This window comes from Pseudomonas sp. NPDC087342 (assembly GCF_044744265.1).
Lineage (GTDB): Bacteria > Pseudomonadota > Gammaproteobacteria > Pseudomonadales > Pseudomonadaceae > Aquipseudomonas > Aquipseudomonas nunensis.
On record NZ_JBIUXZ010000013.1, the window covers coordinates 40161 to 54905 of the forward strand.

Annotated in this window: 17 protein-coding genes and 1 pseudogene; 5 read left to right on the forward strand and 13 right to left on the reverse strand. The window is 60.4% G+C overall.

Annotated elements, in window-relative coordinates; genetic code table 11:
* Window positions 1–164 precede the first annotated feature (164 nt).
* Window positions 165–1124: an amino acid ABC transporter permease gene (locus ACIOYV_RS22275; RefSeq protein ID WP_290025974.1), complete on the forward strand. Its 960-nt coding sequence runs from the start codon at window positions 165–167 to the stop codon at window positions 1122–1124.
* Window positions 1117–1851, forward strand: coding sequence for an amino acid ABC transporter ATP-binding protein (locus tag ACIOYV_RS22280; RefSeq protein ID WP_290025973.1), 735 nt, complete (start codon window positions 1117–1119; stop codon window positions 1849–1851). The genes ACIOYV_RS22275 and ACIOYV_RS22280 overlap by 8 nt, the downstream gene beginning before the upstream one ends.
* Window positions 1852–1977: 126 nt before the next feature.
* Here the strand turns inward: ACIOYV_RS22280 and ACIOYV_RS22285 are convergent, their stop codons facing one another.
* The 11 genes and pseudogenes from ACIOYV_RS22285 to ubiE all read right to left on the reverse strand — a co-directional run bounded on the left by ACIOYV_RS22285 (window position 1978) and on the right by ubiE (window position 10179).
* Complete coding sequence (locus ACIOYV_RS22285) at window positions 1978–2850, reverse strand: methyl-accepting chemotaxis protein (RefSeq protein WP_401327194.1); 873 nt, start codon at window positions 2848–2850, stop codon at window positions 1978–1980.
* Window positions 2836–3894, reverse strand: a pseudogene (locus tag ACIOYV_RS22290) (methyl-accepting chemotaxis protein); the annotation flags it as partial. The gene ACIOYV_RS22285 and the pseudogene ACIOYV_RS22290, both read right to left, overlap by 15 nt.
* 222 nt (window positions 3895–4116) lie before the next feature.
* The gene (locus ACIOYV_RS22295; RefSeq protein WP_054616470.1) at window positions 4117–4824 is read right to left on the reverse strand and encodes a 16S rRNA (uracil(1498)-N(3))-methyltransferase; all 708 of its coding nucleotides are present in this window, start codon (window positions 4822–4824) and stop codon (window positions 4117–4119) included.
* Complete coding sequence (gene tatC / locus ACIOYV_RS22300) at window positions 4821–5615, reverse strand: twin-arginine translocase subunit TatC (RefSeq protein WP_054054650.1); 795 nt, start codon at window positions 5613–5615, stop codon at window positions 4821–4823. The genes ACIOYV_RS22295 and tatC overlap by 4 nt, the downstream gene beginning before the upstream one ends.
* Window positions 5612–6064, reverse strand: a complete 453-nt coding sequence (gene tatB, locus ACIOYV_RS22305; RefSeq protein WP_401327072.1) for a Sec-independent protein translocase protein TatB — start codon at window positions 6062–6064, stop codon at window positions 5612–5614. The genes tatC and tatB overlap by 4 nt, the downstream gene beginning before the upstream one ends.
* 10 nt (window positions 6065–6074) lie before the next feature.
* Window positions 6075–6353, reverse strand: coding sequence for a twin-arginine translocase TatA/TatE family subunit (locus ACIOYV_RS22310; RefSeq protein WP_054054647.1), 279 nt, complete (start codon window positions 6351–6353; stop codon window positions 6075–6077).
* Window positions 6354–6378: 25 nt separating this feature from the next.
* Window positions 6379–6711, reverse strand: coding sequence for a phosphoribosyl-ATP diphosphatase (locus tag ACIOYV_RS22315; protein WP_007899279.1), 333 nt, complete (start codon window positions 6709–6711; stop codon window positions 6379–6381).
* A complete protein-coding gene (gene hisI / locus ACIOYV_RS22320) occupies window positions 6704–7105 on the reverse strand; it encodes a phosphoribosyl-AMP cyclohydrolase (protein ID WP_401327076.1) in 402 nt (133 codons plus the stop codon). Before hisI ends, ACIOYV_RS22315 begins: the two co-directional genes overlap by 8 nt.
* A 79-nt stretch (window positions 7106–7184) precedes the next feature.
* Entirely contained in the window at window positions 7185–8789 is a 1605-nt protein-coding gene (gene ubiB / locus ACIOYV_RS22325) for a ubiquinone biosynthesis regulatory protein kinase UbiB (RefSeq protein WP_054054643.1), read from the reverse strand.
* Window positions 8786–9409 (reverse strand): SCP2 domain-containing protein, encoded by a 624-nt coding sequence (locus ACIOYV_RS22330; protein ID WP_401327079.1) that lies wholly within the window; start codon window positions 9407–9409, stop codon window positions 8786–8788. Before ACIOYV_RS22330 ends, ubiB begins: the two co-directional genes overlap by 4 nt.
* Entirely contained in the window at window positions 9409–10179 is a 771-nt protein-coding gene (gene ubiE / locus ACIOYV_RS22335) for a bifunctional demethylmenaquinone methyltransferase/2-methoxy-6-polyprenyl-1,4-benzoquinol methylase UbiE (RefSeq protein ID WP_007948968.1), read from the reverse strand. The genes ACIOYV_RS22330 and ubiE overlap by 1 nt, the downstream gene beginning before the upstream one ends.
* A 155-nt stretch (window positions 10180–10334) precedes the next feature.
* Between ubiE and ACIOYV_RS22340 the strand changes: the two genes are divergently transcribed.
* The 3 genes from ACIOYV_RS22340 (at window position 10335) to ACIOYV_RS22350 (ending at window position 12162) form a co-directional block, all read left to right on the forward strand.
* Window positions 10335–10610, forward strand: a complete 276-nt coding sequence (locus ACIOYV_RS22340) for a polyhydroxyalkanoic acid system family protein (RefSeq protein WP_401327083.1) — start codon at window positions 10335–10337, stop codon at window positions 10608–10610.
* Between the two features lie 225 nt (window positions 10611–10835).
* Window positions 10836–11258: a phasin family protein gene (locus ACIOYV_RS22345; RefSeq protein ID WP_401327085.1), complete on the forward strand. Its 423-nt coding sequence runs from the start codon at window positions 10836–10838 to the stop codon at window positions 11256–11258.
* Between the two features lie 10 nt (window positions 11259–11268).
* Window positions 11269–12162, forward strand: a complete 894-nt coding sequence (locus ACIOYV_RS22350) for a phasin family protein (protein WP_401327088.1) — start codon at window positions 11269–11271, stop codon at window positions 12160–12162.
* 177 nt (window positions 12163–12339) lie between these two features.
* Here the strand turns inward: ACIOYV_RS22350 and ACIOYV_RS22355 are convergent, their stop codons facing one another.
* Complete coding sequence (locus ACIOYV_RS22355; RefSeq protein ID WP_401327091.1) at window positions 12340–12960, reverse strand: TetR/AcrR family transcriptional regulator; 621 nt, start codon at window positions 12958–12960, stop codon at window positions 12340–12342.
* 59 nt (window positions 12961–13019) lie between these two features.
* Complete coding sequence (phaC, locus tag ACIOYV_RS22360) at window positions 13020–14702, reverse strand: class II poly(R)-hydroxyalkanoic acid synthase (protein ID WP_401327093.1); 1683 nt, start codon at window positions 14700–14702, stop codon at window positions 13020–13022.
* Between the last annotated feature and the right edge of the window lie 43 nt (window positions 14703–14745).

Consider the following 14745-nt stretch of genomic DNA (forward strand, 5'->3'; position numbering starts at 1 on the left):
GGGCGGGATCATTTATTTTTTTTGGGGCCGCGTTAATATCCCCGGGGGCGCCCCGTGGGGGGCCACCCCTGACCCCAATCTACAAATAACCACCCTTGTAGGAGCGAGGCTTGCCCGCGAAGGCGTCCTCCCCGGCGACACAGAATTCGGAACCTCCAACGCAAATGAAACATAAAAAATCCCAACTGCCCTGGCACGTCCTGACCGTTCTCGTGCTCATCGGCCTGGCCGGCGCGTTGTATTACGCCACCTCGCTGATGTCGTACGAATGGCGCTGGAACCGTGTGCCGCAATACTTCGCCTACCATGCCGAAGAATCCCAGCGCGCCGCCGACATCTCCACGGTCAGCGAACTGGTGCGCCAGGGCGAGAAGGCCGACGTCACCCTGCGCAATGACGCCGGTGATGAACAACACCTGACCGTCGACGAAAACAGCCTGCAAGTTGCTCAGGGCGATGACGTGGCGGAAGGCGACGTGATCGGTGTCACCCGGCATTGGGCGGCCGGACCGCTGCTGTGGGGCCTGTGGACCACGTTGTGGCTGTCCGTGGTGTCTGGCGTGCTCGGGCTGTTGATCGGTCTGGCCACCGGCCTGTGCCGGCTGTCGAACAACCCGACCTTGCGTGACCTCTCGACCATTTACGTCGAACTGGTGCGCGGTACGCCGTTGCTGGTGCAGATCTTCATTTTCTACTTCTTCATCGGCACGGTGATGAACCTGTCCCGGGAGTTCGCCGGGATCGCCGCGTTGTCGCTGTTCACTGGCGCCTATGTGGCAGAGATCATCCGTTCCGGCGTGCAGTCGATTGCCCGTGGCCAGAACGAAGCGGCGCGCTCCCTGGGTTTGAGTGCCGGCCAATCCATGCGCCACGTGGTTCTGCCGCAAGCGTTGAAACGCGTGCTGCCGCCGCTGGCCGGGCAGTTCATCAGTCTGGTGAAAGACACCTCGTTGGTGTCGGTGATCGCGATTACCGAGCTGCTGAAAAGCGGCCGCGAAGTCATCACCACTTCGTTCTCGCCGTTCGAAATCCTGTTCTGCGTGGCCGGGCTGTACCTGTTGATCAACCTGCCGCTGTCGAAAATCGCCAGCCGGCTTGAGCGGAGGCTCGCGCAAAGTGATTGAAGTCCGCGATCTGGTAAAAGTCTTCGACACCCGTGGCCAGGTGGTGCGCGCGGTGGATAACGTGTCCACGACCGTGGCCAAGGGCGAAGTGCTGGTGGTGATCGGCCCGTCGGGCTCCGGCAAATCGACCTTCCTGCGCTGCCTGAATGGCCTGGAAGAATTCGATTCGGGCTCGGTGAGCATCGACGGCTTGCAACTGGCCGACCCGAAAACCGACGTGAATGCCTATCGCCGGGAAGTCGGCATGGTGTTCCAGCACTTCAACCTGTTCCCGCACATGACCGTGCTGGAAAACCTCTGCCTGGCCCAGAAAGTCGTGCGCAAACGTGGCAAGAAAGAGCGCGAGGCCAAGGCCATGGAACTGCTGAAAAAGGTCGGTATCGCGCAGAAGGCCAACGAGTTTCCGTCACGCCTGTCCGGCGGCCAGCAACAGCGTGTTGCCATCGCGCGGGCATTGGCGATGGAGCCGAAGGTCATGTTGTTCGATGAGCCGACCTCGGCGCTGGACCCGGAGATGGTCGGTGAAGTGCTGGACGTGATGAAAACCCTGGCCGTGGAAGGCATGACCATGGTCTGCGTCACCCACGAAATGGGCTTTGCCCGGGAAGTGGCGGATCGGGTGCTGTTCTTCGATCACGGCAAATTGCTGGAAGACGCCTCGCCGGCCGAATTCTTCGATACGCCGAAGGATCCTCGGGCGCAGGCTTTCTTGCGGCAGGTTTTGTAGCTTCGGCGCCTGTTCGGACGCTTTCGCGGGCAAGCCTCGCTCCTACAGATTTGAGGTGTTACGCAATTACGCGGCACACACAACCCTGTAGGAGCGAGGCTTGCCCGCGAATGGGCCGACTCGGTCTTAAACCTTGAACCGCCCAACCAACATCTGCAAATGCGTGCCCAACCGCGCCAGCTCAACGCTGGACGCCGCGGTCTCTTCACTCGCCGCCGAGGTCTGCTCGGATACATCGCGCACGTTCAGCACGCTGCGGTTGATCTCTTCAGCCACTGCACTCTGTTGCTCAGCCGCCGCAGCGATCTGCTGGTTCATCGACTGAATCGCCGACACCGTGCGGGTAATGCTTGCCAGCGAACCACCGGCGCGGCGGGTCAGTTCGACGCTGCTGTCGGTCAGGCTGCGGCTGTTGTCCATGATGGTCGCGACTTGCTGGGTGCCGGTTTGCAGGCCGACAATCAGCTCTTCGATTTCTTCGGTGGACTTCTGGGTGCGTTGCGCGAGGCTGCGAACTTCGTCGGCGACCACCGCAAAGCCACGTCCGGCCTCACCGGCACGCGCGGCTTCGATGGCGGCGTTGAGCGCCAGCAGGTTGGTCTGTTGCGCCACGGACTTGATCACGTCGAGCACGCTGCCGATCTTGTCGCTTTCGCGCTTCAGGTCACTCATGGCGACGGTAGAGTTGCCGACTTCGAGGGCCAGGCGTTCGATCTGGGCGATGGCTTCACCGACAACCTTGTCGCCTTCGCGAGCCTGTTGATCGGCGGCGACCGCAGCTTCGGAAGCTTCTTCGGCGTTACGCGCGACTTCCTGCACGGTGGCGGTCATCTCGTGCATGGCGGTCGCGACCTGATCGGTTTCCACCTTCTGGCTGTTGACCCCGGCGCTGGTTTGCTCGGTGACGGCGGACAGTTCTTCGGCGGCGCTGGCGATCTGCGTGACGCCGTCGCTGATTCCGCCGATCAACTCGCGCAGGCCCAGGGTCATGCTTTGCATGGCGCGCTGGAGCTGGCCCAGTTCGTCCTGGCGTTCGGAGATCAGGTTGTGAGTCAGGTCACCAGCGGCCACGCGTTCGGCGACTTTCAGGGTCTGGCTCAGCGGGATGACGATCTGGCGGGTGATCGCCCAGGCCGCGAGCAAGCCAAACGCCAGGGCGAGAAGGCTGGCCATCAACAGCAGGTTCTTGGCGTGGGCCGCATCGGTGTCACGCACGACGGTTTGCGACACGGTCAGCTTCTTGCTCACGTCGGCCAGGATCTCACCCTGTTCGGTCATACGCTTGAGGGCAGCGGTGCTGGCCACCTGGGAGTCGCGGTACTGGCTGACGGCGGCGCGATAAGCCTTGAGGGATTCGGTGGCCTGTTGCAGGTTGGCGGCGAATTGTTCCGGCACTTTGCCCGGCAGGCTTTCGAGGTTTTTCAGGGCGTTGTCGATGGCGTCCAGTGCAGGCTGTTCGGCCTCGGTCTTGGCGCTGTAGGTGTAGCCGCGCACCTGGAAGCGCGCTTGCTGGATCAGTTTGCTCAGGTCGACCACATTGTTGAACTGGGCAACGCTGTCGCCTTGCAGCAGGGCTTTCTCCACTTCCGATACCTTGGCCACGGCGTTGTCGGCAGTGGCGCCGAGTTTGCTGCGCGCGTCTTCGCGATTGGCGCCGGCCTGGGTCATGGCGATGAAGGCTTGCTTGTACTGGCTGACCGCGGCCAGTTGCTGATCGATCATCGCGATGTCCGCGGGTTGTTCGATCAACTTGCGTGCGGTTTGCAGGCCGGCGTCGAGCTGGCCCAACAAGTCGTTGACCGCGCCGGGGCCTTGCTCGCCACGGCGCATTTCGTAGTCCAGGCGCGCCAGGCGCAAGTCTTTGGTCAGGTCATTCAGGCTGGCGATGAACCCGAGCTTGTCGCCACGGCTCATCACACCCGTCAGGCCAGTCCAGCCGGTGAAGGTGATCAATAGGGTCAGGAGCAGGACGAGACCGAAGCCGACACCCAGTTTGCGATTAACGCTTACGTTTCCCAGTTTCTCGGCTAGCCAACGGTGCATGCTGCTACTCCCCTGAACCACAATTTGGTTTTATGGGGACTTTATCGGCTGAGAAATGGGGATCTGTAGGCGTAAACGTTGGTCGGGACGACGAAATTTCCTGTGGGAGCGGGCTTGCTCGCGATGGCGGTGGGTCAGTCAACACATGAGTTAACTGGCAGTCCGCTATCGCGAGCAAGCTCGCTCCCACAGGTATTGTGTATCGCAGGAGGGTGTCTGGGGTTAGAAGAGGCGGGCGAGCAGGGCAGTAACGGCGGTTTCGACCCGCAGGATTCGATCGCCCAACTGCACCGGTTGCAGGCCAGACTTGCCCAGCAATTCGATTTCGTAAGGAATCCAGCCACCTTCAGGGCCAATCGCCAGGGTCACCGGTTCGTCCAGGCCACGGGGGCAGGGCGGGTAATTCCCGGGATGGCCAACCAGACCGAGTGTGCCTTCAGTAATAGCCGGCAATCGGTCTTCAACGAACGGCTTGAAGCGTTTCTCGATGACGACTTCTGGCAACACGCTGTCCCGGGCCTGCTCCAGACCAAGGATCAATTGCTCGCGAATCGCCTCGGGCTCCAGGAATGGCGTTTGCCAGAAGCTCTTCTCGACGCGATAGCTGTTCACCAGCACTATGCGCGGCACACCCATGGCGGCCACGGTCTGAAACACCCTGCGCAGCATTTTCGGGCGTGGCAGGGCCAGCACCAGGGTCAGTGGCAGCTTGGTCGGTGGTGGTTGATCGAGAACGACGCGCAATTCAGCTTCACCGGCGTCCAGGCGCAGCACCTCGGCTGAGCCCATCAACCCACCGATCCGGCCAACGCGCATGCTGTCGCCGACTTCGCAGCGATGGACTTCCTGCATATGCGTCAACCGCCGATCACGCAGGATCACCCGGTCAGCCGCAATGAAATCGGCTTCTTCGAGCAGCAGCAGATTCACGGCTGGGTCGCTGGCGGCTGGTCGTTGTGATCGTCAGCAGGCTGGTCGTCCGGGTGTTCGCCGCGCTTGCTGACCAGACCACCGAAGAGGATGCCGATCTCGAACAGCAGCCACATCGGTACGGCCAGCAGCGTCTGGGAGAAGATGTCCGGCGGGGTCAGGATCATGCCGACCACGAAACAGCCGATGACCACGTACGGACGGATCTTCTTCAGGTATTTGACGTCGACCACGCCGATCCACACCAGCAGCACCACGGCTACCGGGATCTCGAACGCCACGCCGAAGGCGAAGAACAGCGTCATGACGAAATCGAGGTAGCTGGTGATGTCGGTCATCATTTCCACGCCGGCCGGGGTGGCGGCGGCGAAGAATTTGAAGATCAGCGGGAACACCAGGTAATAGGCGAACGCCATGCCGGTGTAGAACAGCATGATGCTGGAGATCAGCAGCGGCACCGCGATGCGCTTCTCATGCTTGTACAGGCCCGGCGCGATAAAGCCCCAGATCTGGTGCAGGATCACCGGGATCGCCAGGAACAGCGAGACCATCATCGTCAGCTTCAACGGCGTCAGGAACGGCGACGACACGTCGGTGGCGATCATCGTTGCGCCGGCGGGCAAGTAAGCCCGCAGCGGCGTCGAGACGAAGGTGTAGATCTGCTGGGTGAACGCGAACAGCCCGGCGAAGATGATGAAAATCGCCGCTACACAGCGCAGCAGGCGGGTACGCAACTCGGTGAGGTGCGAAACCAGCGGCATGTGCTGGTCGTTTTCAGGAAGTTCGCTCATGGGGCTCGCGGCGGCAGTGTTGGGTCGTGAGGAGCCGGCGTTGTCGGCGCGGCGGCAGGCGCAACAGGTTCTACGGGCGTCGGTGTGGGGATCACAGGCGCGGGCTCGACACCGCCCATGGTCGGCACGGATTCGGTGCCCGGCGCATGAATTGTCGGCTCGGCCCCCGGTTGAACCGGTGGCACCGGCGTGGGCTCCTGCTGGGTCGGCGTGAAAATCTTCCGCGCCTCCTGCTCCAGCGACAGAATGTGCTCGTTGTGCAGTTGCCGACGAATTTCGTCGGCACCGATTTCACGTTCAACTTCCTGTTTGATCGCGTTGAAGCTGCGCTTCAGCCGTCCGATCCACAGACCGGCGGTGCGCGCAGCGCCCGGCAAACGCTCGGGGCCCAGCACCAGCAGGGCAACGAGGCCGACGAGCAGCAGTTCAGAGAAGCTGATACCAAACATTAGTCAGTGCTCACACGTCTTTGCGGATCGGCTCTTCGACTTTCTGTGCCTGCACGTCGATGGTGTGCGGCTGGTTCAGTGGCGAGGTCGTGGTTGGTTGAGCAGGTGGCACCGGTTGGGCCGGGGTCACGGTTGGATCGGCCGGTTTTTCATCATCGTTCATGGCTTTGCGAAAGCCCTTGATCGACTCGCCGACGTCAGTGCCGAGGTTTTTCAGTTTCTTGGTGCCGAACACCAGCACCACGACAACCAGGATGACGATCCAGTGTTTCCAGTCAAAAATGCCCATGTTACTGCTCCTCTCAAATAGTTATTCAGGCGGACGGACGCGAGGCTTTCTCGGCGTGTCCGGACAGACCGAAGCGACGGTCCAGTTCATCGAGCACAGCCTGTGGATGCTGCCCCAGTTGGGCGAGCATGACCATGCTGTGGAACCACAAATCGGCGGTCTCGTAGATCACGTCGCTGCAGTCACCGCTGATGGCGGCGTCCTTGGCGGCAATGATGGTCTCGACCGATTCTTCGCCGACTTTTTCCAGAATCTTGTTCAAGCCCTTGTGGTACAGGCTGGCGACATACGAACTGTCGGCAGCGGCGCCTTTGCGCTCTTCCAGCACTTGAGCCAGACGGGTCAGAGTGTCACTCATGTGTGTGTCCTGCGGAATAGATGGCGTGCGGATCTTTCAGGACCGGGTCGACGGTTTTCCAGTCGCCGTTCTCGAAGACGCGGTAGAAGCAGCTCTGGCGGCCGGTATGGCAGGCGATGTCGCCGATCTGCTCGACCATCAGGATGATCACGTCGGCGTCGCAGTCCAGGCGCATCTCATGCAGGGTCTGTACGTGGCCGGACTCTTCGCCCTTGCGCCACAACTTGCCACGCGAACGCGACCAGTAAATGGCGCGGTTCTCGGCAGCGCTCAGTTCCAGCGCTTCGCGGTTCATCCAGGCCATCATCAGGACGCGCCCGGTCTTGTGGTCCTGGGCAATCGCCGGCACCAGGCCGTCAGCACCCCACTTGATCTCGTCCAGCCAGTTTTTCATCTTCGACTCCGACAGCGGGCCCGACACTTCATTAGTCGGGCAGGCGTTGAAACAGTGTGCCAGCGTGCGATGGCTCTGGCTATCGGCGAACGACCAGATACAAACCGACAATCATCATGATCCCGGCCGGCCAATGCCCCAGTTCATTCAGTGGGCCACCGGCGGCGAGTACCGCGCCACCGCCCAGGTGCGCGCAACCGAGCAGGCGCAGGAACCAGTCGTCCTTGCGTCGATGCCACGGTGGCGGCGGGTCATAGGCGTGAGGTTGGGACATGCGTTCCAGCAGGTCACGGGCCATGTTGGCCAGGTGCGGCAGTTGTTCGAATTGGCTCTGCACGTTGCCGATCAAGGCTTTCGGGCTGACGCGCTCGCGCATCCAGCGTTCGAGGAACGGCTGGGCGGTGTTCCACAGATCCAGGTCCGGGTACAGCTGACGGCCGAGGCCTTCGATGTTCAACAGGGTTTTTTGCAGCAGCACGAGTTGCGGCTGCACTTCCATATTGAAGCGTCGAGCGGTCTGGAACAGGCGCATCAGCACCTGGCCGAAGGAAATATCTTTTAACGGTTTTTCGAAAATCGGTTCGCAAACGGTACGAATCGCCGCTTCGAATTCGTTGAGTTTGGTTTCCGCCGGCACCCAGCCCGAATCGATGTGCAGTTGCGCCACACGCCGGTAGTCACGCTTGAAGAAGGCGAACAGGTTGCGCGCCAGGTAATCCTGGTCTTCCGGGGTCAGGCTGCCGACGATGCCGCAGTCGATCGCAATGTACTGCGGGCTCCACGGGTTCACGGTGCTGACGAAGATGTTGCCCGGGTGCATGTCGGCGTGGAAGAAACTGTCGCGGAACACTTGGGTGAAGAAAATCTCCACGCCGCGTTCGGCGAGCATTTTCATGTCGGTGCGCTGGTCGGCCAGGGTCGCGAGGTCGGTGACCTGGATCCCGTAGATGCGCTCCATCACCAGCACTTTCGGCCGGCACCAGTCCCAATAGACTTGCGGTACGTAAAGTAGGTCTGAACCTTCGAAGTTGCGCTTCAACTGGCTGGCGTTGGCCGCTTCCCGCAACAGGTCGAGTTCGTCGTAGATGGTTTTTTCGTAGTCCTGAACCACGTCCACTGGATGCAGCAGACGCGCATCGGCTGAGAGTTTTTCAGCAGCGCGGGCGAGGATGAACAGCCACGCCAGATCCTGGGCGATGATCGGTTTGAGTCCCGGGCGGATCACCTTGACGACGACTTCTTCGCCGGTTTTCAGTTGCGCGGCATGCACCTGCGCCACCGAGGCCGAGGCCAGCGGCTCAACGTCGAAACGGCTGAACACTTCGCTGATCTTTTTGCCGAGCTGCTCTTCGATCAGTTTGATCGACACCTGCGAGTCGAATGGCGGCACCCGGTCCTGCAGTTTCATCAGCTCATCGGCGATGTCTTCCGGCAGCAGGTCGCGGCGGGTGGACAGGATTTGCCCGAACTTGATGAAAATCGGCCCCAGGTCCTGCAAGGCCAGGCGCAATCGCGCGCCACGGCTCAGGTCCAGGGTCTTGCGCGGGAACCAGCGCCACGGCAAGGCATAGCGCAGCGCCAGCAGAAACCAGGGCAGCGGCAGGGCGAACAGCAGGTCATCGAGGCGGTAGCGGATCACGACGCGCTGGATGCGCAACAAACGGCGGACGGCAAGCAGCTTCATGCGTTATCGCTTGGGTCGAGGGATCGGGAAAGGCGCTCGAAACGCGCCTCGAGACGTTCCAGATCGAGTTTGATCTGGTCCAGTTCACTGAAACGGGCTTCGGCTTCGCGCTGCCCGACGAGGGTGCGCGATTCTTCGGCCAGGTATTCGCCAAGGTTCTGGTTCAGGCTGGCGAACCCTTGCTGATAAAAACGCGCGCGGCTGCGCAGGTGACCGCCGACCAGTTGCGTGGCCACCGGTCCGAGCCAGCGCGAGAGTTCGTACTCCCAGTCCAGCTCAAGGTCTTGCAGGATTGCCGCCAGCTCCAGCAGCACGCCGCTTTCGCCGTCGAGCTCGACTTCCGGGCCGTGCAGCACGGAGGTCTTGTCCTTGCTCAGCGCCAGTTTCAACAGGCTCGAGGCCGGTGCACGCAAGGTGCAATCGGCGCCGGTTTCCCACTGGGAGGCGAGCATCAGGCCTTCATCACTGGGCAGGATGAACAGCTGTAACGCCGGGCTGCGGCAATCGACGGCAATCACCCGGCCGCTCAAATGCGCCAGCCGCGGCAGTGCCGTGCTGTCGAGACGCAGCACCCGGTTCAGACCGAGTTCAACGCTGGCGAGCAGGCCGGCCAGCAACATCAGGGTTTGATGCCGCGGTGCAGGGCGACGATGCCTGCGGTCATGTTGTGGTAGGTCACGCGGTCGAAACCGGCCTCGACCATCATCGACTTCAGGGTTTCCTGATTCGGGTGCATGCGGATCGATTCGGCCAGGTAGCGATAGCTTTCCGAGTCGTTGGTGATCAGCTTGCCCATCAACGGCATGAAGGCGAACGAGTAGGCGTCGTAGGCTTTGGACATCAGCGCGTTGGTTGGCTTGGAGAATTCCAGCACCAGCAAACGGCCGCCCGGTTTCAGCACACGCAGCATCGAGCGCAGGGCGTCTTCTTTATGCGTAACGTTGCGCAGACCAAAAGCGATGGTCACGCAGTCGAAATGGTTATCCGGGAACGGCAGCTTTTCCGCGTCGGCCTGGACGAATTCGACGTTGCCGGCGACACCGAGGTCCAGCAGGCGGTCACGACCGACCTTGAGCATGGATTCGTTGATATCGGCCAACACCACCTGGCCGGTCGGGCCCACGAGGTGCGAGAACTTCTTGGTCAGGTCGCCGGTACCGCCGGCGATGTCCAGCACGCGGTTACCGGTGCGAACGCCCGACAGTTCGATCGCGAAACGCTTCCACAGACGGTGCATGCCGCCCGACAGGAGGTCGTTCATCAAGTCGTACTTGGCGGCTACCGAGTGGAAAACCTCAGCGACTTTTTCCGCTTTTTGGCTTTCCGGAACGTTTTTGAAACCGAAGTGAGTGGTGGGTTCGGCATCGCTGCCTTTGCGCTGATCAGTCATATCGCTGTCACCAGAAGAGAATGCGGGACATTCTAATCCCGGTGGCCTGCTTTGTCTTGGCAACACTGAAGGTAAGATAGGCAACCGCCGGGACGTTTTGCCGCAGAGACGGTCAAGATGCTTCAGGAAAGTATCCATAAAGCAGGAGTCATTCGATGGCCCGAATTAGTGTTGAACGTGCCCACGGCCTGGGCAAGGAAGCAGCCCGCGAGAAGGCCAATCTGTTGGCGCAGAAACTGTCCGAGCAATATGGCATGGAGCCGTCGTGGTCCGGCGACACCTTGAACCTCAAGCGTTCGGGAGTGAAAGGCGCGGTGTTGGTGGGCGAGGATTCGATCAAGATCGATGTCGAGCTGGGCCTGTTGATGTCGGCCATGAGCGGCACGATCAAATCGGAAATCGAAAAGGCGCTGGATAAAGCGTTGGTGTGATTAATACCTGTAGGAGCGAAGCTTGCTCGCGAAGAGGCCGGTACATTCACTGCTTTTTCTTTGGCAGGAACTCCGCCTTCGCGGGCAAGCCTCGCTCCTACAGGTTTCATGGCACGCAAATGTTGCGGTTGTTAGGGTGCCGTTTCTAATTTTTCTGCCTACTTTGTGCATGAGCCCGACACTTTCGCGGGCAGTTCCTCAAACCTTCTGCGCGTGAGGTGCACCATGGCCAAAGTTATTTTGAAGAAAAAAATCGACGCATCGACCACTGCTCTGGGCGACGTCAAATCCTATGCCCGCAAGATCTGGCTGGCAGGCCTGGGGGCCTACACCAAGGTCGGCCAAGAGGGCAGCGAGTACTTTCAAGAGTTGATCAAGGCTGGTCAAGCTGTTGAAACCAAAGGCAAAAAAGCAGTTGCCGAGAAACTTGAAGCCGCTAACTCAGAGATCGAAGAAGCCAAGAGTGAAGTGAGCACTTTCAAAGGCAAGGTCGAAGTTCAACTCGACAAGGTCGAGAAGGCTTTTGACTCGCGTGTCGCAAGTGCCTTGAATCGTATCGGCATTCCGTCTAAACATGACGTTGAGACACTCTCTGCTAAGCTCGATGAGCTGACGGCATTGCTCGAACGCGTCGCGCGTAAATCTTAAGGAGAACGGGATGGCTGGTAAAAAGAACACCGAAAAAGAAGGCAGCTCGTGGATCGGGAAAGTCGAAGACTACTCCCGCAAAATCTGGCTGGCTGGTTTAGGCGTGTACTCGAAGATCGACACTGACGGCAGCAAGCTCTTCGATACATTGGTTAAAGACGGCGAGAAAGCCGAGAAGCTCACCAAGAGCGCTGTCGGCAAGAAAGTCGATGACGTCAAGGATTCCGCTTCGTCGGCCAAGTCGCGCATCAGCGGCGTGAAAGATCGCGCACTGGGCAAGTGGGATGAGCTGGAAGGTGCTTTCGACAAGCGTCTGAACAGCGCCATTTCGCGCCTCGGTGTTCCGAGCCGCAACGAAGTCAAAGCGCTGCACAGCAAGGTCGATACCCTGACCAAGCAAATCGAAAAACTCACCGGCGCCAAGGTTGCGCCTGTTGCGGCGAAAACCGCGGCGGCCAAACCTGCTGCTAAAACTGCGGCCGCCAAACCGGCAGCCAAAACCGCTGCCAAGCCACTGGTGAAGGCCGCTGCTAAAGCAGTTGCCAAGCCTGCGGCTAAAGTCGCTGCCGCTAAACCGGCTGCCAAGGCCGCTGTCAAAGCAGCCGCCAAACCGGTCGCCGCCGCCAAGGCCGCAGCCAAACCTGCGGCTAAACCGGCTGCCAAAACCGCAGCAGCCAAACCAGCAGCCAAGCCAGCGGCAAAACCTGCCGCCGCTAAAAAGCCTGCTGTGAAAAAACCGGCCGCTCCAAAAGCAGCCGCTCCAAAAGCAGCCGCACCAAAACCAGCAGTGGCTGCCGCCAAACCGGCAACCCCGGCCACAGCAGCGAACTCCGCTGCAGCGCCGACCCCTGCTGTGACCCCGACTGCCGCGCCAGCTCCATCGACGCCAACCAGTCAGTCCTGATTCTCAGGGCTCAAGAAAACGCCCGGCCTGCAAAGGTCGGGCGTTTTTTTATGCGCGATTCCATGAACACCGCAGATTCCCATGTGGGAGCGAGCCTGCTCGCGAAAGCGGTGTGTCAGTCGGCATCACTATTGAAAGAAAAACCGCATTCGCGAGCAGGCTCGCTCCCACAAGGGGTTAGTCGTGCTCCTCTAGATACTGCAACGCCAGCTGCTCAGTCGCAGCCTTGATCTGCGGCAGCAGATGCGGCGCCACCAGCATCATGATCTGGTACACCACCAATCTCACTTCCCCCTCGCGATCCAGAATCCGCTGATAGTCCAGCGAGAACAGCAACGTCATGGTGATCTGTTCCACCAGTTGCCCCAAGGCCTGGGTGTCGCTGACCAACTGCCCCTGAGCCTGGAGCCGCGCCAACAATGACGCCAGTGTGCGCTTCAAGGCATTGAGCAAATTGCGGATGCCCTTGGCCAGTTTCGGCAGGCGCCCGGCCAGGTTCGACAGGTCCTGGAACAGGAACCGGTAATGCGCCAGGCGTTCGACGATCAGGTGCAGGAACAACCAGTAATCTTCAGGGCCCAGTTCCACGTCGGAGGGTGGATCAAGCAGCGGCGCCAGCTCATTCTGGAAGCGTTCGAACAACCCCAGAATCAGCGGTTCCTTGCCGTGGAAGTGGTAGTAGAGGTTGCCGGGGCTGATCCCCATTTCATTGGCAACTTCCATGGTGGAAACGTTCGGTTCGCCCTTGCAGTTGAACAATTGCAGGGCACATTCGAGGATCCGGTCGCGGGTTTTCATCCAGTCTTCTTAATGGTCGGGTCATGCCACGGCCGACGTAGGCCGTGGTTGGTTGAGCGTCAGCGCACGCGAACGTAAGTGCCGGGTGCGGCTTCCATCGGTGGATAGTTCGGGTTGCCGAGGGCCATGTGGGTTTCTTTCTGTGCGCCGGAGCGTTCCTGAATCCAGGTCAGCCATTGGGTCCACCAACTGCCATCGGTTTGCTTGGCATCGTAATACCAGGCCCGTGGGTCGCTGCTCAGTTTCGGGCTTTCGACGAAGTTGGCTTTCGGGTTGGAAGGCGGGTTGAGGATGCTCTGCACATGACCGCTGTTGGACAGCACGAAGCGCCGCTCGCCACCCAGCAGCAGGGTCGAGCGATACACCGCGTCCCACGGAGTGATGTGATCGTTGATGCCGGCCACGCTGAAACTGTCGACCGTGACTTTCTGCAAATCGATCGGTGTGCCGCACACTTCCAGGCCGCCCGGATGGCTCAGCGGGTTGTGCTTGAAGAAGTCCAGCAGGTCGCCATGGAACGCCGCGGGCAGGCGCGTGTTGTCGTTGTTCCAGTAGAGAATGTCGAACGCCGGCGGCTCCTTGCCGAGCAGGTAGTTATTGACGAAATAACTCCAGATCAAATCGTTGGGACGCATCCAGGCGAACACCTTGGCCATGTCGCGACCGTCCAGCACGCCCCTCTGATAAGAGCGGCGCTTGGCTGCTTCCAAAGTCTGCTCGTCGGCGAACAACGTGGCCGGGCTGTCCATCTGGCTATCGAGCAGGCTCACCAGGTAAGTCGCGCTCGACACTCTTCGCAGTTGTCGCTTGGCCTGCAGATGCCCCTGCAACGCGGCAATCGTCAGCCCGCCAGCGCAGGCGCCCATCAGGTTCACTTCCCGCGCGCCAGTGATTGCCCGGCACACGTCCATCGCTTCCTCAACCGCTTCAACGTAGGTCGACAGACCCCATTCGCGATGGCGCACATCCGGGTTGCGCCAGCTGATCATGAAGGTTTGCAGGCCGTTCTTCAGGGCGAACTGGACGAAACTGTTGTGCGGGCTCAGGTCGAAAATGTAGTACTTGTTGATCTGCGGTGGCACCACCAGCAGCGGCTTGGAATACTGTTTTTCGCTCATCGGTTTGTACTGGATCAGCTCCAGCAACTCGTTGCGAAACACCACGGAACCGGTGGTGGTAGCGACGGTTTTGCCGACCTCAAAGGCTTGCTTGGTAACCTGCCGGGGCAGCCCATCGTTGTGCAGGAAATCATCGATCAGATGCCCGACACCGCGCACCAGGCTGTGGCCGCCGGAGTTGAATATCTCCTTGATCGCCAGCGGATTGAGCAAGGTGTTGGACGGCGACACCGCATCGTTGAGCAGGGCGAAAGCGAAGTGAGCGCGGGCGCGATCGTCCGGGCTCATGTTGCTCTCGTCGATCCAGCTTTTGACCTGTTTCTGCCAGCTCAGGTACGCCTGCAAACTGCGTCGGTAAAACGGGTTGAGGCTCCATGACGGGTCGGCAAAGCGACCGTCCTGCGGGTTGGTCGGATGCAGGGTTTCGCCCAGCAACACACGGCCCAACTGGCCACCCAGTTTCAAGGCGTGCCGGGCACTGTGCACCGGGTTGCGCAAACCGTGGGCGGCCACGCTCCGCAGGGTCGAAAACAGATCCCGACCGCGTAGACCGGTAATCGCACTCTGTGCGTTGATGAACGCGGCGGGAGTGGGTAAAAAATCCCTCGCTGGCTTTTCGCGCATGAATCAACACTCCTTCGTCTTCAGGCCAAAAACAAACACACCG

Excerpts from the sequence above, each read along its gene's own strand:
- ACIOYV_RS22275 (WP_290025974.1), top strand. The coding sequence starts at position 165 with ATGAAACATAAAAAATCCCAACTGCCCTGGCACGTCCTGACCGTTCTC.
- ACIOYV_RS22285 (WP_401327194.1), bottom strand. The coding sequence starts at position 2,850 with ATGCAAAGCATGACCCTGGGCCTGCGCGAGTTGATCGGCGGAATCAGC.
- tatC (WP_054054650.1), bottom strand. The coding sequence starts at position 5,615 with ATGAGCGAACTTCCTGAAAACGACCAGCACATGCCGCTGGTTTCGCAC.
- tatB (WP_401327072.1), bottom strand. The coding sequence starts at position 6,064 with ATGTTTGGTATCAGCTTCTCTGAACTGCTGCTCGTCGGCCTCGTTGCC.
- ACIOYV_RS22310 (WP_054054647.1), bottom strand. The coding sequence starts at position 6,353 with ATGGGCATTTTTGACTGGAAACACTGGATCGTCATCCTGGTTGTCGTG.
- ACIOYV_RS22315 (WP_007899279.1), bottom strand. The coding sequence starts at position 6,711 with ATGAGTGACACTCTGACCCGTCTGGCTCAAGTGCTGGAAGAGCGCAAA.
- hisI (WP_401327076.1), bottom strand. The coding sequence starts at position 7,105 with ATGAAAAACTGGCTGGACGAGATCAAGTGGGGTGCTGACGGCCTGGTG.
- ubiB (WP_054054643.1), bottom strand. The coding sequence starts at position 8,789 with ATGAAGCTGCTTGCCGTCCGCCGTTTGTTGCGCATCCAGCGCGTCGTG.
- ACIOYV_RS22330 (WP_401327079.1), bottom strand. The coding sequence starts at position 9,409 with ATGTTGCTGGCCGGCCTGCTCGCCAGCGTTGAACTCGGTCTGAACCGG.
- ubiE (WP_007948968.1), bottom strand. The coding sequence starts at position 10,179 with ATGACTGATCAGCGCAAAGGCAGCGATGCCGAACCCACCACTCACTTC.
- ACIOYV_RS22340 (WP_401327083.1), top strand. The coding sequence starts at position 10,335 with ATGGCCCGAATTAGTGTTGAACGTGCCCACGGCCTGGGCAAGGAAGCA.
- ACIOYV_RS22345 (WP_401327085.1), top strand. The coding sequence starts at position 10,836 with ATGGCCAAAGTTATTTTGAAGAAAAAAATCGACGCATCGACCACTGCT.
- ACIOYV_RS22350 (WP_401327088.1), top strand. The coding sequence starts at position 11,269 with ATGGCTGGTAAAAAGAACACCGAAAAAGAAGGCAGCTCGTGGATCGGG.
- ACIOYV_RS22355 (WP_401327091.1), bottom strand. The coding sequence starts at position 12,960 with ATGAAAACCCGCGACCGGATCCTCGAATGTGCCCTGCAATTGTTCAAC.
- phaC (WP_401327093.1), bottom strand. The coding sequence starts at position 14,702 with ATGCGCGAAAAGCCAGCGAGGGATTTTTTACCCACTCCCGCCGCGTTC.